We start from the raw sequence: 24,332 nt of genomic DNA, 5'->3' as shown, positions 1-24,332 counted from the left end.
CGGGGCCCCGGCGGCACGCTGCCGCGCGGCGCCGAGTGGCGCTCGCCCGCTGGGGGCGGCCGCCGCGCCGGCAGACCCGGCAGTGTCGGTGCCGGGGAAGCGGACGCTGTTTTCGGACGAGCGTCATTGTTTTTCATACGTCTTCCGGTCATCCGCCGTGGGCCCGCCTTCCTCACGGCGTCACAGGTGCCCAACAATGTCCCGGCAGGCACACTTCATCGCTTCGTGCGACTGAGCTCTCCGCTCACGTTCAGGACCTCGTGGCACTCCCGCGCCCGACGCCCGGTGGCCGGAGTGCCCGGCTTGTCGCAGGTCACCTCGACGGTCACGGTGTCGTTCTCGGCGATCTGGATGGGGGTGACCCAGTGGTAGTCCTGGTTGCGGAAGGTCTCCAGCGCAATCGTCGTGATCTTGCGATTGCCGAAGGTGATGGTCATCACGCCCTCGTCGCCCTGGAAGTTCGCGACGACGATGTCGGTGATCCCGAAGGCCGTGTCCGCGGGCACCCGGTAGGTGCCGGTCTTCTTCGCCCCCGCGGCCGTCCGCACGTCGATGGTCCGCGAACTCTGCTCAACCGCCGTGCGGCCGGTGCCCCCGCCGGATCCGGACGAGGCGCCGGGGCCCGATCCGCCGGGCTCGGGCTGCCCGTTCTGCCCGCCGGTCTCCTGCCCTCCGGGCTGGGTCGGCGTACCGTCCCCGGCGCCGGCTCCCGGGGACTGCCCGCCCCGGTCGCCGAGGCCGGGGCGGGACTGGACGGTCTTGTTGGCCGCCTTCTCGGCGGCGCTGCGCACCGCGGGGCGGACCAGCGCGAACCAGGCGAGCACCAGTGCGATGAGCGCCGCGAGCACCGCGAGCAGCCACTTGGAGAAGATCGGGATCTGGACGAACTCCGCGTCCAGCGGCGCCTGGACGGCGGGTGGGGCCGCGTCCCGCCGCGCCTCCTCCCGCCGCGCCGTGTCCTGATCGCCGGTCTCAGCGGTGTGCACGGTGAAGGGCCACACCACGGGCGCGCCGAACCATACGGGCTTGCCCGTACGGACCCGCAGCCGGACCTCCGTCGACTCGCCGGGCTCCAGCTTCGGCCCCGTCGGACTGAAGGCGAACCCCAGCTCCTCACCCGCCTGACCGGGGGTGAAGCCCACCCGCACCGGGGTGTTGCCCTGGTTGCGCACCGCGAGCCGGTAGCGGCCGCGCAGCCAGCCGCGCCGGCGGCGCGGGGCCAGTTCGGTGCGCAGCTCGTGGAACTCCTCGATGTGCACGGTGGTCTCGGGGACCCGGACCGACTCGGGATGCTGGTTCGGCAGCACCCGAACGCCCAGGGGCACCGCGCCGGCTCCGATCTCCGGGGACCGCGGCGGCTCCAGACGGAGCGTCACCGTCTCGGAGGTGCCGGGGTAGAGGGAGACCCGCGCGGGTTCCACGGTGGTCCAGGGGGCACAGTCGCCGACGGCCTCCAGATCGTATGCCTCGACGATGTCACTGTCGTTGCGGACGGTCAGGGTGGTCGTGGCGGTGCCGCCGGGCGCCACCGTCACCGCCGGGATCTCGACACCCGGCGCGCCGGCGCCGGACGAGGCTGCAGAAGGCGTCACGCCACCACGGTAGGAACGCGCCCGGGGCGCCACGAGGAACGCGGGGGCAACGTCCGGGCACGCGCGCTGCCCCGGAAGCCGCCGCCCCGCGCTCCACGCGAATGAGATCGTGATGCGGCCCCGCCCTGCCCGCCGCGCCGCCCCGCGGCGCCCGGCCCGCCCCGTGCCCGTCCCGGCTTCCTCCCCTTTCCCCGCCAGGCCCTCCGTTCCGCTCTCCGTCGTTCCTGCTCCTGATCCTCCTGATCCTCCTGGTTCTGACTTTCCTTTCCCCGAACTCGAGAGACAGGTATCCGCACCATGTCCCGTTCAGAGGAAACCAGCCGTACCCCGTCCGCCGCCGCGACGCCCGTGCCCGCCCGGTCCCGGGCGGTACGGTGGCCCTCCGGTCCGGGCCGTCCGGACCGGGTGACCGTCGCGATCTACGCCGCCGATCCGGTGCTGCGCGTCGGCGTCGTCCACCAGCTCCGGCAGCGCCCCGAGGTCGATCTGCTCGACGACGCCGACGCCGGGCACGCCCAGGTGTCGCTGGTGGTCGTGGACGGGGTCGACGACGACGTGGCCGCCCTGCTGCACCGGCTGCGGCACAACCCCGCCACCCGCACGGGTCTGGTGGTCGGCACCCTCGGGGCCGGCGCCCTGCAACGGGTCATCGAATGCGGTGTCGCGGCGGTGCTCCGGCGCGCCGAGGCCGGTCAGGACCAGCTCCTGCACCTGATCCTGGCGATCGCCAAGGGCGAGGGGGTGCTGCCCGGCGACCTGCTCGGCACGCTCCTGGCCCAGGTGAGCAGACTTCAGCGGTCCGCGCTCGACCCGCAGGGCCCCGCCCTGTCCACGCTGACCACGCGCGAGGCCGACATGTTACGGCTGGTGGCGGACGGCCTGGACACTGCCGAGATCGCACGCAAGACCGCGTACTCCGAACGGACCGTCAAGAACGTGCTGCACGAGGTCATCGCCCGGCTGCAACTGCGCAACCGGGCCCACGCCGTCGGCTACGCGCTGCGCAACGGGCTGATCTGACCGGCGGCCGGGCCCTGGGCGCTGCCCGAACGCACACCGCGCGTTTCCCCCGGGTACGTCCCTGCCACCCTGCCGCGCCGCGCACGGCGGGGCGCAGGATGGCGGGGGCATGGCCGTACCGGAGTGTGAGGGGGACCGTGATGGGCACCGCTGCGTCCGGTGGGCGGTACCGCCTGGGGAGACTCGGCATGTCGTGGCTGCTGATCGTTCCGCTGCTCACCGTGACGGCGGCCTCCGGGAGCGGCAGCGCCGAGCCCGCACCCGGGCCGGTGGTGAAGGACGCCGCGGACACCCGGGTCGCCTACGCCGGTACCCGGCACCGCAGTCTGGGCCGGGTCACCGGGGAGGAGTCCAGCGAGCCGCTGTTCGGCGCGGGGCCGGCCCACTTCGACGTCCAGCCGTCCGCCCTCGGCGACGCGATGGTGTTCGCCGGCCGCCGCGACGAGAAGAACCCGCAGATCTATCTGCGGTCCGCCGACGGGTCGGTGCGCCGCCTCACCAGCGGCCGGGACGCGGCGCACCCCCGGCTGACGCCGGACGGCCGGTCCGTTGTGTTCGACTCGGCCGAGCCCGGCGGGCCGGACGGCGGGACCCAGCGCGACCTGTGGCTGGTGCACACCGACGGCACCGGGCTGCGGCGGCTGACCGACACCCCCGCGAACGATGAGTTCCCCACGGTCTCTCCCGACGGACTGCGCCTGGCGTACTCCTGCGACAGCGACCCGCTCGCCGGAGCGCAGATCTACGTCCGGCCCCTGGACGGCGGCACCGCCACGCGGATCACCGACCCGGCGAACGGCACGGCCACCGAACCGGTGTGGAACCCGGTCGACGACCCCGCCCACCGGGACCGGATCGCGTACACGTCCACCTCCACGGGCGGGCCCCGGCTGCGGGTGACGGACGGACGCACCGACGAACCGCTGCTCACGGGTGTGCCGGAGGGCTGGCGCAGCCATGCGGCGGCATGGCTGCCCGACGGGAACGGACTGCTGTTCCTCAGCCCCGACCGCACGTGCGACTGCAAGGGCGACTGGGACCACGTGTACGCGGTGCGCTCGCCCTCCGGCCAGCCCGAACTGGTGCTCAGCGAGGACCGGGAAGTCCTCTCGCCCACCTGGCTCGGCCCCCTCGACGGCGGCTCGGTGGTGGTGCAGCGCACCTCCGCCCCCACGGTGCGGACGGCGACGTTGCAGGACATCCGGATGGACGGGGTCGACCCACGCGACCTGGGGCCGACCATCCTCGATGAGGACCCGGAAGCCGATACCAACACCGACCCCACCCGGGATCCTCTGTTCCAGCCCCGGCCGGGCTACGACCCGTGGACCGAGCGCCAGAACTACACCCCCGACGGGCGCGGGCTGGTGGTGACGAGGTTCGAGGACGAACGGGACACCCGTGTCGAGCGTATCTGGACGGCGGATGCGGAGGGCTCCCAGGCGGCGCCCCTGCCGCTCGCCGGGCGCGGCCCGGGGGACTGGGACACCGATCCGACGTTCTCCCCGGACGGCAGGTACCTCGCCTTCACCCGCACTTCCCCGGGCGGTACCGGCGACGGGGCGGGCCCCGGCCGCATCCTGATCGCGGACGTGGCCACCGGCGCGATCCGCGGCGAGATCACCCCGCCGGCCGGGCAGGGCCAGGGCGGGGACGCCCAGCCCACCTGGTCCTCCGACGGCACCACCCTGGCCTTCACCCGCGACCAGGTGATCTACGGGACCGGCGGCAGCAAGCACGTATGGACCGTGCCCGTGGACCACCTGGACCAGCAGCACGATCTGAGCGCCACGTTCTGCCCGGGAAACTGCCAGGTCATCGACGACAGCCCGGCGTTCTCACCGGACGGGCGCACCGTCGCGTTCAACCGCAAGAACGGCGGCGGCCGGGTCGACGAGCGCAACGGCCTGCTCCTGGCGTCCGTCTCCGGCGACGACTGCCGGGTCCTGCTGCCCGCCGCCGCCCGCGACCTCCCCGACGCCTGCCACGGGGAACTGCCGGACACCTCGGCCACCGGCCCGTTCCAGCCGCGCGACGCCGCCTGGACGGCCGACGGCACGGCCCTGGTGTTCAGCTCCCGCGAGGCCCTGCCGCCCAACAGCCCCGAGAAGCTACGGCTGGTGGACATCGCCTCCGGCAGCGTCACCCCGCTCACCGCCGGCCTCCCGGGCCGGCAGAAGGAGCCCAGCGTCCGGCAGTCCGTGGACCTCGCCGTCCGCGCGCCCGGCAGCGTCCCGGCGGTCACGGTCGGCCGCTCCACCACGGTCCGCGTGGACGTGGTGAACAACGGCCCCGCCGCCTCCCCCGGCACCCGCCTCACCGCCGCCCCGCCGCCCGGGGTGCGGATCACCGGACTGACCCGGCCCGGCGGGACCTGCGCCGCCGCCTCCCTCCAGTGCGACATCGGCGTGGTACGGCCGGGCGCCACCGTCCAGGTGACCGTCACCCTCACCGGGGTCACCCCCGGCCCGGCGCCGGTCGACTGGTCGGTTACCGGGGCCGTGCTGGACCCGCGGCCCGACGACAACACCGGCCGGACCGTGGTGCCGGTGCGCGAGGCCACCCAGCCGCCGACCAGTCCCCCGCCGACGACCGCTCCCCCGCCGGCCCCGCCCCCGTCACAGGAGCCCGCGGCCGGGCCCGGGGTGCGGATCACGGCCCAGCCCAACCCGGGCTACGTCGGCGGGCGCGTCGTGGTGACGTACACCGTGCGCAACGGGCGGAACGCGCTGGCCACCGGGTTGCGGCTGCGCATCGGCCCGCCCCGGGGCATCCCGGCCGACGGGCCGCCGCCGGGCTGCGACCGCGCCTGGGTCTGCGCCCTGCCGGACCTGGTCCCGGGCGCGCGGGCCGGCCTCACCGTCGTCCTGAGCCCCGACAAGGCGCTGACCGCGTACACCACGGCCACGCTCACCACGACCGGGACGGACGCCGACCCGCGCGACAACACCGCCCGTACCCGGCTGCGGATCCTCCAGCCGCGGATCGTCGCCGTGCCGCCGATCGGCAAGCCCGGCTTCGTCACCTCGGTGCGCGGCAAGGACTTCCCGCCGGGCGCGCCGGTGCGGTTCACCTGGAAGCCGGGGATCACCGCGGCGGCGGCGCCGACCGTACCGCTGCCGGACGGCACGTTCATCGGCCAGCTGCTCATCCTCGCCAAGGATCAGACCGGACCGCGGACCATCACCGCCACGGGCCCGGGATTCTCCCCGGTGCGGACCGACTTCCTGGTCGTCAGCGGCACCGTGCAGCCGCCGGACGAGGTGACCCGGCGATGATCCACGAGGTGGACGAGGGGCTGCGCCGGCTGCTCGGCGAGTGCGAACTGGAGGCGTCGGGCATCGAGGTGGTGTTCGACGCGCCCACCCGGGACTGGGCGGCGCGCCGCAGCGCCCCCACGGTCTGCGTGTTCCTCTACGACATCCGGCAGGACGCCACGCGGCGCGGCGCCGGGGACCGGGAGGTGTACGACGCGGACGGCCACGTGGTGGCGCGGCGGGCCCCGGCGCGCTGGTTCACGCTGACGTACCTGGTCACGGCGTGGGCGAACCGGCCGCAGGACGAACACCGGCTGCTCTCGCAGGTACTCGCCTGCCTGGTGGCCACCGAGACGCTGCCCGCGCGGCTGCTCACCGGCTCCCTCGCCGAACTCGGCCTGACCGTGGGCCTGGACACCGCGGAGGCCGGGCTCGACGCGCCGACCGCCGCCGATGTGTGGTCGGCGCTCGGCGGGGAGCTGAAGGCGTCGCTCGGGGTGCGGGTGCGGGCGCCGCTGGCCGGGATCAGCACCGCCGTCGCGCCACCGGTCACCGAGGGACTGGTGACGCGCTCCGCGGCCCGGGACAGTGGCGGGGACGCGACACCGGGGCGCCGGCTGCGCTACACGGGTACGACCGACCCGGGCCCGAACGGCTTCGCCGGCCCGCGCGAGCGGCAGCCCGCCCCCGCCCGGCGGCGCCGCCGAGGAGACCATCGGGACGACAGCCGGGGGGACGACCGGGGAGACCGCCGGCCGTGACGCACACCGCCGAACCCGTCGCCGCCCGGCCCGACCCGGCGCGCGAACCCGTCGCCGCCCGGCCCGACCCCGCGCGCGAACCCGGCACCGATGCCCCGTCCAAGGCCCCGCCCGATGCCCCGGACGACACGCGTACCGAAGCCGTACCCGACGGCCGAACCGCCGACGGTGTCACCGGCCACCCACCCAGCGCCAGGCCCGCCACCGCATCCGGCACCCGGCCCGAAACACCACCCAGCGCCACCCCCGACACCCCACCGCCCACCGAACGAAGCACCGACGCCGCACCCGACACATGGCCCGCCACCGCATCCGGCACCCGGCCCGAAACACCACCCGACGCCACCCCCGACACCCCACCGCCCACCGAACGAAGCACCGACGCCGCACCCGACACATGGCCCGCCACCGCATCCGGCACCCCGCCTGGTGGGGGCGCTGTCGAGGGGGCCGGGGACGCGTATCTGTGGGCACGGTTCCGGCTGGTCGAGGAGCGGGTCCGGGAGGCCGTGGCCGCGCGGCGTGCCCTCGACCCCGACCCCGACGACCCGTACCGGGGGCAGTACCTCTCCCCGGAGGCGGTCGCCCGTCTCCTGGACCGGCCGAACGGGCTCGGACCGGCCGCCCCCGAGCCGCCGTCCCCGCCGTCCGGCTCGGTCCTGGCCCGTCTCGCGGCCGACTTCGGCTTGTCGCCGTTGGACGCGGACCTGCTCCTGGTCGCGGTGGCGCCCGATCTGGACGCCCGGTACGAACAGCTCTACGGCTATCTCAACGACGACCTGACGCGCCGTCGCCCCACGGTCGGGCTCGCTCTCGAACTGTGCGGGACCGGCGGGGTGTCACCCGCACGGTTCCGGCTCTCGCCCGGCGCGCCGCTGATCGCGGGCGGTCTGCTGGAGGTCACCGAGCCGGACCGGCCGCCGCTGTCCCGCGTCGTGCGGGTGCCCGACCGCGTCACCGCCCATCTGCTCGGCCACGCGGCGCCCGACGCGCGGCTCATCGGGGTGCTCGCCGCCGCCTGCCCGGACCCGACCGCCGAGGCGGCCGAGACGGACCACGCGGCGGCCGCGGCCGGAACCGGCACCGGCCATGTCCATCTGCGCAGCCGGGGCGGCGACGCCGAGGGGCTGGCCGCCGCCGCGCTGCGCGCCCGTGGTCTTCGTCCGCTGGTGCTGGACCCGGCGGCGCTCGCCCGGCGCGCCGACGAGGTGCCGGAACTCGCCCGGGTCACCGCCCTGGAGGCGCGGCTGACCGGCGCCGGGGTCCTCCTCGGCCCGCTGGAGTCGCTGCCCGACGAACCCGCCGCACGGGTTCGCGTGCTGCGGGCGGTGTGCGCCGCGCTGCGCGGCGTCCCCCTGTTCACGTACGGCGCCACCGGCTGGGATCCGGCGTGGGCGGCCGACTCGCCCGTCACCCTGACGGTCACGGCGCCCACACCCGAGCGGCAGGCCGCGCGCTGGCGGCACGCGCTGGACCGGGCCGCCGGGGACGGGCGCGCGACCGGCGACGCGGACGCACTGGCTCGGGCGGTCGCCGCCCACCGCCTGGACTCCGGGCAGTTGCGCCGCGCCGCCGACGTGGCGGTGCGCACGGCCGCCCTCGGCGGGCGTACGGTCGGCCCCGACGATCTGCGGGCCGCCGTACGGGCCCAGAACGGTGCCGGGCTCGACCGGCTCGCCCGCCGGGTGGAGCCGTCCGTCGGCTGGGACGACCTCGTCCTGCCGCGGCCGACCCACCGGCGGCTGCGCGACCTCGCGGTGCGCGCCCGCCACCGCGATCAGGTGCTCGGGCAGTGGGGGATGCGGCCCGGCGGGGGCCGGGGCCGCGGTGTGATCGCGCTGTTCGCGGGCGAGTCGGGCACCGGCAAGACCATGTCCGCCGAGGTCGTCGCGGCCGATCTGGGCATGGACCTGTACGTGGTGGACCTGTCCACGGTCGTCGACAAGTACGTCGGGGAGACCGAGAAGAATCTGGAGCGGATCTTCACCGAGGCGTCCGTGGTCAACGGGGTGCTGCTCTTCGACGAGGCCGACGCCATCTTCGGCAAGCGCTCGGAGGTGAAGGACGCGCACGACCGGCACGCCAACATCGAGTCGGCGTATCTGCTCCAGCGCATGGAGTCGTTCGACGGGATCGCGGTGCTGACCACCAACATGCGGGCCAACCTGGACGAGGCGTTCACGCGCCGTCTGGACGTGGTGGCCGACTTCCCGGTGCCCGACGCCGGCCGGCGCCTCGCCCTGTGGGAACGGTGCCTGGGTGACCGACTGCCCCGCGCCGCCGACGTGGACCTCGCCTTCTGCGCGGACCGCTTCGAGCTGGCCGGCGGCTCGATCCGGGCCTGCGCGGTGACCGCGGCCTACCTCGCGGCGGAGTCGGGCGGCCCGCTGACCATGCGACTGCTGGTGACAGCGGTCGCCCAGGAGTACCGCAAGCTCGGACGGCTGGTACTGGAGGGCGAGTTCGGGCCGTATCTGGGGGCGGCCAACGAGGCGTGAAGGGAGCCCACCCCTGGCTCGCTCGCCCCCGCCGCTTCCACCGCCTCCTCCTGCTCTCCGCTCGTCCGTCTCCGTCCGCTGGACGGCGGTCCCGTGGCCGGGGCCCGCCGGGCCCGGGGCCTCGTTCTCCCGTGCCGGTCGCGGGGGACCACGGGTGTCCAGGCCCGCACAGGCAGAGCCGAGGGCAAGGCCGGGTGACGTCCGGACAAGGCAGGCGGGGCGTTCGGAAAGGCAGCCGGCCTGCCCCCGGAGAGGGACCCGGGTCCCTGCCGTCCCAAGGGACCCACCGGTGAGACTCGGCCCGGACACAAGTGGGCTGTCAGGACGTGAAGGAGCCGGAATGCCGACGTACCTCACCCCGGGCGTGTACGTGGAGGAGGTGCAGTCCGGTGCCCGGCCCATCGAAGGGGTCGGCACCGCCGTCGCCGCGTTCGTCGGGTTCGCTCAGAGCGGCCCGTTCCACACGCCGACGCTGGTCACCGGCTGGGACCAGTACACCCAGTTGTTCGGTGGCTTCACCGAGGGGACGTACCTCGCCCACGCGGTGTACGGGTACTTCGCCAACGGCGGCGGCGCCGCGTACATCGTGCGGATCGGCGGTTCCGCCGAGGACACCTCCGCGCCCGCGGCCGCCACCGGCCCGCGGCGGCGCGGGGAGACCCCGGCGGCGGAGCCGGTGGAGCTGGGCGGCTTCCTGGTCGCCGCCCGGCCGGGGGTCACCGGGGTGTCGGTGGAGGTGGCCGACGCCGAGGGGGAGAACCCGCCCGAGGACCGCTTCACGCTCCTGGTGCGCCAGGGCGACCAGGTGGTGGAGCGGTACGAGGCCTCCACCCGCAAGAACGTCAAGGGGTACCTGGTCACCCAGGCCCGCTCCTCGAAGCTGATCGAGGTCACCGAGCAGCGGCCCGCCGCCCAGAGCAGGCCCGCGACCGGGACCGTGGCGGTGCCCGACGGACCGGCCGCACCCGTCGCCCCCGCCACGCCCGGCGCGTCCGGCTCCGGCGACGTGGTGCGCCTGGACCCGGCCGAGTACGTGGGGGACGCCGCCGCCCGCACAGGCTTCGGCGGCCTGGAGACCGTCGACGAGATCACGATGGTCGCGGTGCCGGATCTGATGAGCGCCTACGAGCGCGGCGCCCTCGACGCCGAGGGCGTGCGCACCGTACAGCTCGCCGTGATCGCGCACTGCGAGCAGATGGGCGACCGGGTGGCCGTCCTGGATCCCCCGCCGCGCCTCTCGGCCCAGCAGGTCCGCGCCTGGCGCAACGACGAGGCGGGCTACGACTCCCGGTACGCCGCCCTGTACTACCCGTGGGTGCGGGTCTTCGACCCGGCCGCCGGACGCAACACCACCGTCCCGCCGAGCGGCCACATCGCCGGGGTGTGGGCGCGCAGCGACGCCGAGCGCGGTGTGCACAAGGCTCCCGCCAACGAGGTGGTGCGGGGCGCGGTGGACCTCGAACTGCGGCTCAGCAAGGGCGAGCAGGACCTGCTCAACCCGATCGGGGTGAACTGCGTACGGGCCTTCCCCGGCCGGGGCATCCGGGTGTGGGGCGCCCGCACCCTCTCCTCCGACCCGGCCTGGCGGTACCTGAACGTGCGGCGGCTGTTCAACTACCTGGAGGAGTCGATCCTCCTGGGCACCCAGTGGGTGGTCTTCGAACCGAACGACGACCGGCTGTGGTCGAGCATCCGGCGCAACGTCACCGCGTTCCTCACCGAGGAGTGGCGGCGCGGCGCGCTGTTCGGCCGCACCGCCGACGAGGCGTTCTATGTGCGGTGCGACCGCGACAACAACCCGCAGGAGTCCATCGACCAGGGCCGGGTCGTCTGCGAAATCGGCGTCGCGCCGGTCAAGCCCGCGGAGTTCGTGGTGTTCCGGCTGGCCCAGTTCTCCGACAGCACCAGCCTCATCGACGAGTGACCCGCGGGTCGGCAAGGAGAGGTGACGGACAGTCATGGCAGAGGGTGACGCTCTTTCCACCCACGTCTTCGGCGTGCAGCTCGGCGGCTATCTGGTCGAGTCGATTCAGGAGATCAGCGGGCTGACGGTCGAGGAGGAGGTCGTCGAGGTACGCCAGGTCAGCTCGGAGGGCAAACAGATCATCCGCAAGCAGCCCGGCGCCCGGCAGGCCGGGGAGGTCACGATCACCCGGGGACTCGACAAGAGCAGCGAGTTCACCGAGTGGATCAAGGAGACGCTGAACAAGGGCGCCGTGGACGCCGCCCGGCAGAACCTCACCATCGAGATCAAGGACTCCGAGGGCACCACCGTCCGGCGCATCCAGCTCATGCAGGGCTGGGCGTCCAAATGGGAGGGCCCGTCGCTGAAGGCGGGCGAGTCGGCCGCGGCCACCGAGACGGTGACGATCGTGTTCGAGGAGATCGTGGTCGAATGAGGCGCCGTACGGTGACCGCGGGCAATCTGGAGGAGATCCTCCAGGTGACGGCGCCCGCTCCCGCCCCGGAGCAGACGGCGGCGGCCCCGGCGACTCCGGCCACGCCCGGGGAGGACCACGGGCTGCGGACGGAGTTCGCGTTCGAGTTGCCACGCGGTTACGTGGACGAGACGGGCGCGGTCCACCGCCACGGCACCATGCGGCTGGCCACCGCCCGGGACGAGCTGCGGCCCCAGATCGACCTGCGGGTCAAGGAGAACCCGGCGTACCTGAGCGTGGTGCTGCTCAGCCAGGTGATCACCCGGCTCGGCACCCTCACCGATGTGCACGCCGGGATCGTGGAGCGGATGTACGCCACGGACGTCGCCTTCCTCCAGGACTTCTACCGCCGCGTCAACAGCGAGGGCCACACCCGCGCCGCGGTGACCTGCCCGCACTGCGAGGGCGGCTTCGAGGTCGACCTCTCGGGTGGGCGCCTGGGGGAATCGTGACGTACGCCCTTCCCCGGCTCCGGGAGGAGATCGCGTACATCGCCTACCACTTCCACTGGCCCCGCGCGGAGATCCTCGACCTGACCCACGACGAGCGCCGGCAGTGGGTGGCCGAGATCGCCCGGATCAACACGCGTGTGAACGAAGGTGGCTGAGCGGATGGCATGGCTGCACAGACGGCGCCGGCGTCCCGCCGCCCGCACGGCGGAACCTGCGGGGACGGCGGGTCCTGGGGCCGGGCTGCGTCCTGGGGCCGGGCCGGGTTCCGCGGCCGGGCTGGATTCCGCGGCCGGGCCGGGTTCCGGGGCCGGGCCGGATTCCGGGGCCGGGCCGGGTCCTGGGGCCGGGCCGGGTTCCGCGGCCGGGCCGGGTTCCGGGCCGGGCGGGCGGTCGGACGACGGGGTGGGCCCCGGCGCGTCCGAAGTGCCGGGGCCGTCCGTGCCGGGTGACTGGGACGGCGGGTGGCGTCGTACCGGGCCGCCGCACCTCACCGTGGCCCGCACCCTGCTCGCCGTCAGCGACGGCCTCGCCTTCCGCGCGGGCCTCGCGGCCTGGCAGAACCCGTCGTTCGACGCCGGTCTCGGCCACGCTCTGCTCCCCACCGCCCCGGCCGGGCTGCTGCGCGGCGTCACCCGCCCGGCCGCTCCCCGGTCCGCTCCGAGCGGCGGGGGGCCGCTGCTGCTCCGCGCCGTGCGTCCGGAGGGAGCGGCCGCCTCCGACGGCGGTCCCCCGGACGGCGCGCCGGACACCCGAACACCGGGGGTCGCGGGTACTGCGCGGGCCGGGGACGCCGGCGGGGCCGCGGGGCGCTCGCGTGCGGGTGCGCGACCGTCCGGCCCCGGCCGGACCGGGCCGGGAGCGCCCGGTCCTGCCGCGTCCGGTCCGGCCGCGTCCGGTCCGGCCGCGACCGGTGCCCCTGCGCCCGGTTCCGCCACATCCGGTTCCGTTACGCCCGGTTCCGTTATGTCCGCTGCCGCCACGTCCGGTTCCACCACGTCCGGTGCCGCCACGTCCGGTGCCGTCATATCCAGTTCCGCCACGTCCGGTCCCGCCACGTCCGGTGCCCCTGCGCCCGGTCCGGTCGGGCCCCGGCCCGCTCCGTCCGGGCCGGAACCCTCCGTCATGCGGTCTTCCCGTGACCGCTCCGGCGGCACGGGGTCCGCCCGGGCTGGGCCCGCCGGGACCGGACCCGCCGGGACCGGACCCGCCGGGACGGGCCCCGAGCCGCGGGCCGCCGGGACGGACCCCGGGCCGCGGGCCGTCACCGGCGCCCCTTCCGCACACGGCGGTTCGGACACCCCGCACCGGGCCCGCGGCCTCGCTCCCTCCCCTGCCGTACCGGGTGCCGGCCCGGTGGTGACCTCCGCCGGCACCGGTCGCCGGACAGCTCCTCCCCAGATCCCGCTCGTGCGACGCGTGGCCGTGGTGCCGCCGCACGTGAAGGCGTCCGTGGCCCGGTCCGCCGACGGCGGGCCCGCCGCACCGCACCGCTCCGGCCAGGCCCGGCCGCCGGGCGGGTCCCGGGCCGGGGGCGGTACGCCGCCGTCCGCCGGTCCGTCCGGCCGACGCACCGCCGCAGGGACGTCGGGGACAGGTTCCGCCCGGGGAGACGGGCAGGCAGTCTCCGGCCCCGACGAGTCCGGACCGGCCGTCCCCCTCCGTCCGCTGGGGCCTTCGCCGATCATCGCCCGGCGGCCCGCCGGACCGGCGCGCCGCCTTCCGGCGCTGCGTCCGGCCACGAGCGCGGCGCCCGGCGACCGGGCCACGTCCGGGGCGCCCGGCCCCACCGCCGCCACCACGACGGCACACGGCGACGCCACGGCACCCGGCGCCCCGCGCGCGGGAAGCCGCGCGCCCCTCGGCGCGCCGCTGAGCGAACTTCCCCCCACGGCGACCCCGCCGCCCCCGGGCGCCTCGGCTCCGCACACCGCACCCGGGCCGGTGGGGCCCGTCGTCCAGCGCCGCGCGGACGGCGCCACCGGCGGCCCGGTCCCGTACGACGGCCCGGTCCCGTACGACGGCGGCGCGACGCGTACGGCGCACGGCGCGCCGGACGATCCGGACGGCCCGGCGAACCCCCCGCGCCGGCCCCCGGCGCCCGGCCGCTCCGGGGCACGGGCGCGCGGCGGTCTGGGCGCGCCTCTGCCCGCCCTGCCGCCGAGCGCCGAGGCACCCGGTTCCACCGCGTCCGGCGTCCGCGCCGCCCGTACGGCTCCCGGCCCGGACGCCCAGCGCGCTCCGGCGGGACCAGGCCGCGGACCGGGGCCGTCAACAGCACCGCCCACGGCGGGTGATCCGGCGTCGCCAGGAAGCGGCGGGACGGACCAGGCCGCGCCTCTGCTGGGGTCGGCCGATGTGCCGCACCACCTCATGGGCCATCCCCCGTCCACCGGCCCGGCAGGCGACGCCGTCCGTCATGGGCCCGCGCACACACCCGCCCCACCGCTGGTCGCGCCGTCCCCAGCCGCGCCGGACGCACACGACACGGACGCGTCCGGCGCGGCGGGACACGCGCAGCGACCCGGCGCCACGGCCACCGGACCGGGACCCGGCGTCCCCGCGCCGGTTGTCGTCGCCCGAGCGGTGGCCGCTCGCACCGGTGGCGACAGCGGCCCCGGCGTGGCCGCCCCGAGCGGCACGGCCCGCCGTGAAGCGCGCCCCGCTCGAGCGGTGCCCCGCTCGCTCGCGCTGCTCGCCGCGCGTCCCCTCACCCTCGACACCCGCGCGGCGCACGGGATGGCGCCGCCTGCCGTCGCGCGACTCGGCGGCCGTCCCGTGGTGCCGGTGCGCTGGTCCGGTGGCCCGGCCACCCCCGGGGAGGCCCCCGGGAAGGCCCCCCGGGGCCCCGCGCCGTCGGTCCCGCACCCTTCCGCCACCGTCCCGGCGGCGCCACGGGTCCAGCGGGCCGCGGCCTTACGCCCCGGGCCGGACGTCCCGGGCGTACGGCAGAGTGGCGCCCTGGACCCCGTCCAGCGCGCCCCTGGCCCCGGCCAACGTGCCCTGAGCGCCGTCCAGCCCGCCCCGGTGGTCCGGCCCGCACCGCCCGGCCGGACCACGGCCGGGGACGTCACGACGCGCACCCCGACCGCCCACGGCACCGCCACCACCCCGGCCACCCCGGCCGCTCCGGCCACCCCCGTCGTCCGAACCGTCCCGGCCGTACCGGCCGCCGCCGTACCGGCCCGGCGCCCGGTGGCCACCCCGGAGGGACCGGCGCCGACGGGCCTCCCGTCGGCCACCGCGGTCCCGGCGCGGCCCGTTCCCGTGGTGCGGGCCCGGCCGGGTTCCGGGGCACACGGCGCCGCGCCGGCGACAGGTGGCGGCGGAACCGGCCGGACGGCGCCACCGGTCCAGCGTCGCGAGGCAGCGCCGGGTGGCTCCGCTGTGCCCACGGGCGGACCGGCCACGGGCGGACCGGCCGGTGATCGGTCGGCGCGGGCCGCCGGCCCGGCCGCCTCGCCCGCGTCCGGCGCGGGCGCCGCCCAGCACCCCGACGCCCTGGAGAACCCCGGCGCCGACCTGGACGACCTGGCGCGTCGCCTGCTCGATCCGGTGGCCCGGCTGCTCCGCGCCGAACTGCGGCGCGGCCGGGAACGTATGGGCCGCCCCTACGACGGACGCCGCTGAGGCCGGGAGACGGAGGCACGGGCACATGGACAGGCACGTGGACGGGCCGATGGATGACGTCCGGACGAACGCAACGGATGAACGGACGGGTGGGCGCACGGATGAACGGACGGGTGAGCAGGCGGACAGGCGGTCGGACGGTCGGCGGGAAGGGCGAACGGGCGGGTGAACCGGCGGGTGGGCGGAGGGCGGACGCATGACGGACAGCATCTTCGCGACGAGCGTGTTCTTCCGGCTCGCCATCGGCGGCAACGACCTGGGCGCCTTCCACACCTGCTCCGGTATGGGCGCCGAGGTCGAGATGGAGAGCTACGCCGAGGGCGGCAACAACGGCTTCACCTGGCAGCTACCCGGGCGCGTCACCTGGTCGAACATCACGCTCACCCGGCCGGTCACCGCCGACACGGCCAAGATCGGCCGCTGGCTGGACGAGACGCTGCGGCGGGTGGAGCCCAAGGACGGCGAGATCGTGGCGCTGAAACCGGACTTGACCCGGATCATCAGTTGGCAGGTGTTCGGGATCGTCCCCGTGCGCTGGCAGGGGCCGTCGTTCGACCCCGCCAGCTCCGAACCCGCCGTGGAGACCCTGGAGATCGCCCACGAGGGGCTGCGTCCCTCCTGACCCCTCCCTGAGCCGACCGGCGGCCCCGTCCCCCGGACCCGCGTACCCCGTCCCCCTCCCCCCCCAGAAAGGAAGGCCCGGTATGTCCCCAGCGGTCCGCGCCAGCCGGGCGAGGGCGCAGCTCACCCTGAAGGAGCCGCCGACGTCGGTCGGGGCGAAGCCCGGCGGGACGATCGCGCGGCTCGGCCTCCAGTTCAACCCGTCCACGCTGGAGCTGCGCAAGACCACCGAGTGGCGGCGCACCCCGTCCCGTATGGCCGGGCAGTCGGCGCTGCCCGAGTTCGTGGGGAGCGGGCCGCGCACCCTGAGCCTCGAGGTGTTCCTGGACGCGACCGCCACCCACGACGGCTCGGTGGAGCAGGCGGTGGAGAAGCTGATGAAGGCGTGTGTGCCGACCCCGGCCAGCCTGGGCCGCAAGAAACCGGCCAGTCCGTGGGTGCGGTTCGAGTGGGGCACGGCGCGGACGACCTCGTTCGACGGGGTGCTGTCGAGCCTGTCGGTGACGTACACGCTGTTCGACGTGGACGGCAAGCCGCTGCGGGCCACCTGCGCGCTGTCGATCGAGGAGGCGAGCGTCGACCCGCCGGGCCAGAACCCGACGTCCGGGGCGCGGACCGCCCGCAGTACGCACACCGTGGTGGCGGGCGACAGCCTGGCCCTGCTGGCCTGGCGGGAGTACGGCGACCCGACGGCCTGGCGGGTCATCGCGGAGGCGAACGGCATCGACGACCCGATGGTGCTCGCGCCCGGCGCCGAACTGGTGGTGCCCGGACTGCGGGACGCCGGGAGCGAGGAGGAGCGGTGAGCACGTCCCAGGCGCAAGGCGGCCGGTCGTTCGCGGCGGACCCGGTGGTGGAGGCGCCCGCCGAACTCCCCCCGGTGTGGGCCGCCCAGTTGGTGAGCTGCGTGGTGGACGAGAACGTGGGCCTGCCGGACGCGGCGGTGCTCACCTTCCGCGACCCGGACCACGAGTTGCTGGCGGCGACCGGCATCACCATCGGCACTCCGCTGCGGGTGTCGGTGGTGACGGCGTCCGGGCAGGCGCGGGAGCGGCTGTTCAGCGGCGAGGTGACGGCGCTGGAGCTGGACCGGGACCGTACGGGGTCGTTCACGGTGGTGCGCGCCTACTCCAAGGCGCACCGCCTCCAGCGGGGCCGGAGGGTGCGGGCGTACCGGAACATGACGGCGGCGGCGATCGTCCGCAAGGTGGCCGCGGGCGCCGGGCTGACCTGTGGCACGGTGCAGGCAGCGCCCGTCACCTATCGGCAGCTCTCGCAGGCGAACGTGTCCGACTGGGACTTCCTGCACTATCTGGCGGGTGAGAGCGGCGCCCAGGTGCGCGTGGACGACCAGGGGGTGCTCCAGTTCGTCCGGCCGGAGAGGGCCTCCGGCGCGCCCGCGCCGTCCACCCCGGCCACCCGGAACCCGATGGTGCTGGAGTACGGGCGGAATCTGCTGGCGCTGCGGGCCTCGCTGACGGCCGCGGACGGCGCGGCGTCGGTGGAGGTGCGCGGCTGGGACACCACCACGAAGAGGCCGCTGGTGGCGCGGCATCCGTCGGTGACCAGCGAGACGGTGCTGCCGGGCCTGAGCCCCGCGCTCGGCGCCCGGTTCGGCGCGTCGGCGAAACTGACGGTCACCGACACCCCGTACCGCACACAGGCGGAGACCACGGCGGTCGCGGACGCGACGGCCGCGCACGTCAGCGCGGGGTTCGGGGAGCTGGAGGCGCTGGCCGAGGGGAACCCGCGGCTGCGGGCGGGCAAACCCGTGGCGCTGGGCAACGTGGGGCAGGCGTTCTCGGGCCGGTACACGGCCACCGCGGTGCGCCACGTCCTCGAACCGCACGGCGGGTACCGGACGACGGTGTGGGTGAGCGCCAGCCCGGACCGCTCCCTGACGGGCCTGGTGACGGGCGCCAACGCACCGTCCCGCGGCCCCCGCGTACCGGGCCTGGCGATCGGTGTGGTGACGGACGTGCGCGAGCCGGACGGCGGTGAACGCGGCGCGGTGCGGCTGAGGTTCCCCTGGCTGGACGACGACTACGTCACCGACTGGGTGCGCACCGTGCAGTGGGGCGGCAGGGGCGGCGGGGGCGTGGTGAGCCCGGAGGTCAACGACGAGGTGCTGGTGGGGTTCGAACAGGGCCTGCTGGACAGCCCGTACGTCATCGGCGGGCTCTACAACGGCGTGGACCGGCCCTCGCCCCATGACGTGCCCCTGGTCGACGGCACCAGCGGAAAGGTCAACCGCCGCTCGGTGGTGTCGCGTTCGGGCCACCGGGTGGAGCTTTTGGACGCGAAGGCGCCGGGTCCCTCGGGGCTGCGGCTGATGACGGGGGACGAACGCCTCCAGGTGCGCCTGGACGACCGGCGGAACCGGATCGAGCTGACGGTCTACGCCGGGCGGGGCCGCGCCCTCGGCTCGGTCGTGCTCGACAAGGACGGCATCACGCTCGACGCCAAGGAGGGCACGGTGAAGGTACGGGGCGCAACGGTGGACCTGGGCGCCACGAACGCGGTGCGCATCGGCGGCCGCACGGTGCGGGTCGCCGGCCAGTCGGAGGTCACCGTGGACGGCGGTCTGCTGGGTGTCCTCAAGGCCGCGCTCATCCGGATCAACTGAGGCGGCGGCCCGTGTCCTCCCCGACGCCACCCCGTGCCCCGTTGCCCGGTGTCCCTCCCGGCCCCGCCGGCCGGCACCAGGCCCGAGGCCGCGAGGGCCGACGGCTTCCGTTGCCCCGACCGTCCGCCACGCCCGACCGCCCTGCCCGTCCGACCCTACCCTCGTTGAGGAGCGCCGCATGCCAGCCGCAGCCCGTACCGGCGACCCCACCAGCCACGGCGGGGTGGTCGCCGCCCCGCCGCCCGGCGCCGCCGCCGCGGTGGCGCGGGTGCTGATCGGCGGCCGGCCCGCCGCCGTCGTGGGCAGTCTGCACACCTGCCCGATGCCGCCGCACGCGCTCCTCGGACCGGCCAATGTGATCGTGCCCGGTCCGGGCGCCGTCACGGCGGGGCCGGTGCTCATCGGCGGGCTGCCCGCCGCCCGGACGGGCGATCGCACGGCGTGCGGCGCCACCGTGCACATCGGCGCCGTGAACGTCCTGATCGGGGGCGTGTGATGAGCGAGCGCTTCATCGGCCGCGGCTGGGCGTTCCCGCTGCGGGTCGGGCCCACCGGCGGGATCGCCATGGTGGAACGGGAACGGGAGATCGAGGAGGCCATCCGGCTGGTGCTCGGCACCGCGCCCGGCGAGCGCCCGATGCGCCCCGAGTTCGGCTGCGGCATCCACGACGACGTCTTCGCCCCCGTGGACGGCGCCACCGCCGGACGCGTCGCGCAGCGGGTGCGCGACGCGCTGGAGCGGTGGGAGCCGCGGATCGCGGTGGACGACGTGGTGGTGGCGTTCGACGCCGTGGAGGCCGGAACCCTCTACATCGACGTGCACTACACCGTGCGGTCCACCAACGACCGGCGCAACCTGGTGTTCCCCTTCTACACGATCCCCTCCGACGAGGGGTCCGGGGAGCAGGTCGCGGACTGATGGCGCTGCCCTCCCCCAACCTGGACGACCGCCGCTTCCAGCAGCTCGTGGACGAGGCGAAGCGGTACGTGCAGCAGCGCGCCCCGGAGTGGACCGACCACAACGTCTCCGACCCCGGCGTCACCCTGATCGAGACGTTCGCCTACCTGGTGGACCAGGTGCTGTACCGGCTGAACCGGGTTCCGGACAAGAACTACCTCGCCTTCCTCGATCTGCTGGGCATCCGGCTGTTCCCGCCGGCCGCGGCGGTGGCCGAGGCCGACTTCTGGCTGTCGGCGCCGCAGCCCGACACGGTGGCGCTGCCCGCCGGAACCGAGGTGACGACGGCGGGCGGCGAGGCGGAGGATCCCGTGGTGTTCACCACCACCGCCGAACTGCGCATCGTGCCCAGCTCGTTGACACGCCTGGTGACCGCGGTTCGGACCGGTGAGCAGACCGACCGCACCGGGGAGCTGGCCGAGGGCCGCGACGTACCGTGTTTCCAGGCGGCGCCGGAACCGGGCGACGCGCTGCTGTTCGGTCTGCCGACCGCCGTGCCGCGCTGTGTGGTGGCGGTGCGTCTGGACAGCCGGGTCGAGGGCATCGGGGTGGATCCGCGTCAGCCCCCGCTGGTGTGGGAGGCGTGGGACGGCGGGCGCTGGCGGCTCTGCGAGACCGGCCCGGACACCACGGGCGGGCTGAACCGGCCCGGTGAGGTCATCGTGTATGTACCGGCCGCTCATACGGCCTCGGTGATCAGCGGGACCCGGGCGGGGTGGCTGCGCTGCCGGGTCACGGAGGCGGAACCGGGCCAGCCGTTCTACTCGGAGTCCCCGACGGTGCGCGAGGCGGCGGTGTTCACCGTCGGCGGCACCATGACCGTCGAACACGCCGAGACCGTCACCGACGTGCCGCTGGGCACCTCGGAGGGGGTCGCGGGGCAGACCTTCCGGCTCGGCCGCCCACCGGTCCTCCTCGACGGCGAGCCGCCGGTGGTGGAGGTCTCCTCGGCCGAGGGGTGGCAGCGCTGGGACGTGGTGGAGCACTTCGGCCGCTCGGGGCCCGCCGACCGGCACGTCCGCGTGGACGCGACCACCGGCGAGTTCACCTTCCCCCCGGCGCTGCGCGAACCGGACGGCACCCTGCGGCAGTGCGGCGCCGTGCCGCCCAAGGGCGCCGAGGTACGGGTGGCCCGCTACCGCACCGGCGGCGGACCGGCGGGCAACGTGGCCCGCGGCGCGATCTCCGTCCTGCGCAGCTCCGTCCCGTACGTGGCGCGGGTCGAGAACCGGGAGGCGGCGCGCGGCGGGGTCGCCGGGGAGACCGTCGAGAACGCCAGGCTGCGGGCGCCGGACGCGCTGCGGATGCAGGAGCGCGCGGTGACCGCCGAGGACTACGAGGTCATCAGCCGTCAGGCTGCGCCCTCGGTGCGGCGGGTCCGCTGTCTGCCCGCCGGGGACGGACCGGGCGCGGTGCGGGTCCTGGTGGTGCCGGACGCGGTGGCCGACGAGGGCGACCGGCTCCGCTTCGAGCAGCTCATCCCGTCCGACCAGGTGCTCGAAGCGATCACCACGAGCCTGGACGAGCGGCGGCTGATCGGCACCCGCCTCGTGGTGGAACCGCCGGTCTACCAGGGCGTCACCGTGGTGGCCCGGCTCGCCGCGGCGCCGGGCGACGCCGACCGGGTGCGCGAGGCGGCGCTCGCCGCGCTGTTCCGGCACCTCGACCCGCTGCGCGGCGGCCCGGACGGCACCGGGTGGCCGTTCGGGCGGCCGGTGCAGTACGGGGAGGTGTTCGGCGTGCTGCAACGCGCCACCGGCGAGGCGCTCGTGGAGGAGATCCGGCTGTTCCCCGCCGACCCCCTCACCGGGCGGCGCGGCGCCCCGGCGGACCGTATCGAGGTGGCCCCGGGCGCACTCGTCTTCTCCTACCAGCACCAGGTGGTCGTCACGGCGGCCGGGCCGGGGGCGCGGGGATGAGCCGCGCCGCCGTCCCCGGCCTGCCGAGCAGGCACCCCATCGGCGGGCACCTGCCCGCCCTCTACGCCGACGACGACTTCGCACAGCGGTTCACCGCCGGACTCGACACCGTCCTCGCCCCGGTGTTCGCCACCCTCGACAACCTGCCCGCTTACCTCGACCCGCGGGTCGCGCCGGCCGACTTCGTGGCCTGGCTGGCGTCCTGGGTGGGCGCCGCCCACGACCCGCGGTGGCCGGTGGAACCGCGCCGCGAGGCGGTGGCGCGCGCGGTGGAGCTGCACCGGTGGCGCGGCACCCGGCGGGGGCTGGTGGAGGGGCTGCGGCTGGCGCTCGGCGCGCATGCCGAGGTGGCGGGGGACGGGGGCGCGGCGTGGTCGCGCACCGCCGGTGCGGACCTGCCGCCGGAGCCGCCCGCCGAAGTGCTGGTCCGGGTCTGGCCGGGGCACGGGGGGCCGGTGGACGCGGACCGGGTCCACGCGCTCGTCCGGGCCATGTGCCCGGTGCACACCGTCTGCCGGGTGGAGATCCTGCCCGGCCCGCCCGCCGACGAAGGGAGGTGACGCCATGCGCGCGTGTCCCGCGTGCGGGGCGTCCAACGGCCCCACGGACGACTTCTGCGGCAACTGCGGCGCGTATCTGGGCTGGTCGGACACCGCGCCGGCGCCGAGCGCCCCTTCGTCCGCGCCCCCGTCCCCGCCCACGTCCTCGTCCTGGGTCGCTCCCCCGGAGCCGGCACCATCGGAACCGGCACCATCGGAACCGGCTCCGTCGCAGTCCCCTGCCGGGGCGGGCCCAGTCCGGACGCGCACCGGCCCGGCGGAGGGACCGGCCGGTCCGGGGCCCGCCCCGGAGGATCCCGACCCGGCCGGAGCGGCACCCCCGGCCACCGGGTACGCACCCGCCGCGCCGCGGCCCACCCCCCGGCCCCCGGCCGCCGGAGACGCGCCGGGGCCGGGTAGCCCTGCCGCCTCCGGGCCACCGGCGCCGGAACCGGTACTGCCGGTGCGCCCCGCCAAACCCGTGGCCCCACGCCCCGTCGTACGGCCCGCGGCGGTGGAGGACGAGGTGGCGGGGGTGCCGTGCCCCTCCTGCGGAACGCCCAATCAGCCGGAGCGCCGGTTCTGCCGGCGCTGCGCGGCCCCACTGCACACCACCGCGAAGCCCGATCCGCTGCCGTGGTGGCGGACGGTGTGGCCGTTCCGCCGCCGGGTGCGGGCCAGATCGGGCCGGGGGGTGCGGTTCCTGGTGATCCTGGCCGTGGTGGCGGGCCTGTGCACGGGCGGTGTCCTGCTGCTGCCCGCCGGACGCGCCCTGTACGAGGACACCCGGGACAAACTGGGCAAGCCCACACCCGTGAGCCCCGTGAAGATCCGCGCGAGCGCCGAGGTCCCGGGCCACCCGGCCACCAACACCATCGACGGCCTGAACAACCGCTACTGGGGCGCGCCAGGACCGAGCGCGTGGATCACGTACACCTTCCGCAAGCCGTTCCGACTGGTCGACCTGGCCATCACCAACGGCGCGTCCGTCGATGCCGAGACCTACGCTCACCAGGCGCGCGCCCTCCAGATCGACCTGGAGGTGACGACGTCGGACAGCGGGAAACACCACACGAGCATCACGCTCGGCGACAAACCGGGCTGTCAACAGGTCTCCACCGGCATCAGCGACGTGACGTCCATACGGCTGACCCTGCGCTCCCCCACCGGCCTGGACCCGGAGCGCCATCTGGCCCTGGCGGAGGTGGAGTTCTTCCAGCGCGGCTCAGCCGGTGGCGCCCGGATGGCCCGGTCGGGGGACGAGTGCGTTCCGGCACACCGGGCCGGATGAGTACGGGGCGCGAAGACCGCGGCCGGGCCCCGTGGTTCCAGCCGCGCGGTCCCGGGTCCGGCCCCGCCGCGCCGGTGGGTGTCCGGCGCGGCGGGGCCCGGCTTCACCGGGATGCCCCGTTGGGCCGGTCCGGGGGCAGGGTCAGCGCCAGGGGTTGTTGCTGGTGTGGTCGCCGCCGAGCCAGCGGGCGAGGTCGGCGTGCGCTGTCGTCCGCCGCTCCGCTTCGATCTTCTCGATGTCGGGGTGGTCAATGGTGAATTCGAGCATCAGCCCGTTGGGGTCCGTGATGTACAGCGAGACGCACCACCCGTGGTCGATCACATAAGCGTCTTCCTCCGAGTAGCCGGCCGCGGCGATGCGCCTGCGCATGCCGTCCTGGGTCTCCTGGTCCACCTTGAAGGCGATGTGGCGCCAGGGCGTGAAGTTGATGGCGGTGTTGAACTCCTCCCGGTCCGCCTGGTTGGCGAACTGGAAGAACGCCAGGACGCTTCCGTCGCCCAGGCCGTAGAAGCAGTGGCTGTAGACACGCTCGGCCCCGAAGAGCACGTCGCTCTCGGTCCATGTGGCCACCAGGGGCAGGCCGAGGACGTCCTCGTAGAAGACCCGGTTGGCCTCCTGGTCATCGGTTACCCAGGCGTGGTGGTGGAGGCGGAGCGGAAGGGTCTGCGTCATGGGGAATTTCCTCCGGTTACGGGAAGGAGACGGGACTGCCGGGCCGGGCGCGTTGTTGCACC

The 24,332-nt window shown here is 75.6% G+C and carries 19 protein-coding genes; 17 read left to right on the top strand and 2 right to left on the bottom strand.

Annotated elements, in window-relative coordinates; genetic code table 11:
• Positions 1 to 215: 215 nt before the first annotated feature.
• A complete protein-coding gene (locus N6H00_RS38920) occupies positions 216 to 1,592 on the bottom strand; it encodes a COG1470 family protein (RefSeq protein ID WP_268976626.1) in 1,377 nt (458 codons plus the stop codon).
• Between the two features lie 297 nt (positions 1,593 to 1,889).
• On the opposite strand from N6H00_RS38920, the gene N6H00_RS38915 reads away from it, so the two are divergent.
• The 17 genes from N6H00_RS38915 to N6H00_RS38835 all read left to right on the top strand — a co-directional run bounded on the left by N6H00_RS38915 (position 1,890) and on the right by N6H00_RS38835 (position 23,598).
• Entirely contained in the window at positions 1,890 to 2,612 is a 723-nt protein-coding gene (locus tag N6H00_RS38915; protein WP_268976625.1) for a helix-turn-helix transcriptional regulator, read from the top strand.
• Positions 2,613 to 2,800: 188 nt separating this feature from the next.
• Positions 2,801 to 5,890, top strand: coding sequence for a hypothetical protein (locus N6H00_RS38910; RefSeq protein ID WP_268976624.1), 3,090 nt, complete (start codon positions 2,801 to 2,803; stop codon positions 5,888 to 5,890).
• A complete protein-coding gene (locus tag N6H00_RS38905; protein ID WP_268976623.1) occupies positions 5,887 to 6,630 on the top strand; it encodes a DUF4255 domain-containing protein in 744 nt (247 codons plus the stop codon). Before N6H00_RS38910 ends, N6H00_RS38905 begins: the two co-directional genes overlap by 4 nt.
• A gap of 464 nt (positions 6,631 to 7,094) precedes the next feature.
• A complete protein-coding gene (locus N6H00_RS38900; protein WP_268977275.1) occupies positions 7,095 to 9,128 on the top strand; it encodes an ATP-binding protein in 2,034 nt (677 codons plus the stop codon).
• Positions 9,129 to 9,468: 340 nt separating this feature from the next.
• Complete coding sequence (locus tag N6H00_RS38895; RefSeq protein WP_268976622.1) at positions 9,469 to 11,052, top strand: phage tail sheath family protein; 1,584 nt, start codon at positions 9,469 to 9,471, stop codon at positions 11,050 to 11,052.
• Between the two features lie 34 nt (positions 11,053 to 11,086).
• Positions 11,087 to 11,527, top strand: coding sequence for a phage tail protein (locus N6H00_RS38890; RefSeq protein WP_268976621.1), 441 nt, complete (start codon positions 11,087 to 11,089; stop codon positions 11,525 to 11,527).
• Entirely contained in the window at positions 11,524 to 12,018 is a 495-nt protein-coding gene (locus N6H00_RS38885) for a hypothetical protein (protein WP_268976620.1), read from the top strand. Before N6H00_RS38890 ends, N6H00_RS38885 begins: the two co-directional genes overlap by 4 nt.
• Positions 12,015 to 12,173 (top strand): DUF6760 family protein, encoded by a 159-nt coding sequence (locus N6H00_RS38880; protein WP_268976619.1) that lies wholly within the window; start codon positions 12,015 to 12,017, stop codon positions 12,171 to 12,173. The genes N6H00_RS38885 and N6H00_RS38880 overlap by 4 nt, the downstream gene beginning before the upstream one ends.
• A 1,252-nt stretch (positions 12,174 to 13,425) precedes the next feature.
• The gene (locus N6H00_RS38875; protein ID WP_268976617.1) at positions 13,426 to 15,645 is read left to right on the top strand and encodes a hypothetical protein; all 2,220 of its coding nucleotides are present in this window, start codon (positions 13,426 to 13,428) and stop codon (positions 15,643 to 15,645) included.
• Between the two features lie 196 nt (positions 15,646 to 15,841).
• Positions 15,842 to 16,267, top strand: coding sequence for a phage tail protein (locus N6H00_RS38870; protein WP_268976616.1), 426 nt, complete (start codon positions 15,842 to 15,844; stop codon positions 16,265 to 16,267).
• 82 nt (positions 16,268 to 16,349) lie between these two features.
• Positions 16,350 to 17,072 (top strand): CIS tube protein, encoded by a 723-nt coding sequence (locus tag N6H00_RS38865; RefSeq protein ID WP_268976615.1) that lies wholly within the window; start codon positions 16,350 to 16,352, stop codon positions 17,070 to 17,072.
• Positions 17,069 to 18,892, top strand: a complete 1,824-nt coding sequence (locus tag N6H00_RS38860; protein WP_268976614.1) for a VgrG-related protein — start codon at positions 17,069 to 17,071, stop codon at positions 18,890 to 18,892. The genes N6H00_RS38865 and N6H00_RS38860 overlap by 4 nt, the downstream gene beginning before the upstream one ends.
• A 178-nt stretch (positions 18,893 to 19,070) precedes the next feature.
• Positions 19,071 to 19,388, top strand: coding sequence for a PAAR domain-containing protein (locus N6H00_RS38855; RefSeq protein ID WP_268976613.1), 318 nt, complete (start codon positions 19,071 to 19,073; stop codon positions 19,386 to 19,388).
• Positions 19,388 to 19,810, top strand: a complete 423-nt coding sequence (locus N6H00_RS38850; protein ID WP_268976611.1) for a GPW/gp25 family protein — start codon at positions 19,388 to 19,390, stop codon at positions 19,808 to 19,810. Before N6H00_RS38855 ends, N6H00_RS38850 begins: the two co-directional genes overlap by 1 nt.
• Entirely contained in the window at positions 19,810 to 21,768 is a 1,959-nt protein-coding gene (locus N6H00_RS38845; RefSeq protein WP_268976609.1) for a putative baseplate assembly protein, read from the top strand. Before N6H00_RS38850 ends, N6H00_RS38845 begins: the two co-directional genes overlap by 1 nt.
• Complete coding sequence (locus N6H00_RS38840) at positions 21,765 to 22,328, top strand: phage tail protein (RefSeq protein ID WP_268976608.1); 564 nt, start codon at positions 21,765 to 21,767, stop codon at positions 22,326 to 22,328. Before N6H00_RS38845 ends, N6H00_RS38840 begins: the two co-directional genes overlap by 4 nt.
• 460 nt (positions 22,329 to 22,788) lie before the next feature.
• Positions 22,789 to 23,598: a zinc ribbon domain-containing protein gene (locus N6H00_RS38835; RefSeq protein ID WP_268976607.1), complete on the top strand. Its 810-nt coding sequence runs from the start codon at positions 22,789 to 22,791 to the stop codon at positions 23,596 to 23,598.
• A 141-nt stretch (positions 23,599 to 23,739) separates the two neighbouring features.
• Here N6H00_RS38835 and N6H00_RS38830 read toward each other — a convergent pair whose 3' ends face one another.
• Positions 23,740 to 24,270, bottom strand: a complete 531-nt coding sequence (locus N6H00_RS38830) for a VOC family protein (protein ID WP_268976606.1) — start codon at positions 24,268 to 24,270, stop codon at positions 23,740 to 23,742.
• Between the last annotated feature and the right edge of the window lie 62 nt (positions 24,271 to 24,332).

Origin of the sequence: Streptomyces sp. S465 (genome assembly GCF_026898115.1) — a bacterium.
Lineage (GTDB): Bacteria > Actinomycetota > Actinomycetes > Streptomycetales > Streptomycetaceae > Streptomyces > Streptomyces luomodiensis.
The sequence above is the reverse complement of the archived record's forward strand: the minus strand, read 5'-3'. Positions and strand labels throughout refer to the sequence as shown.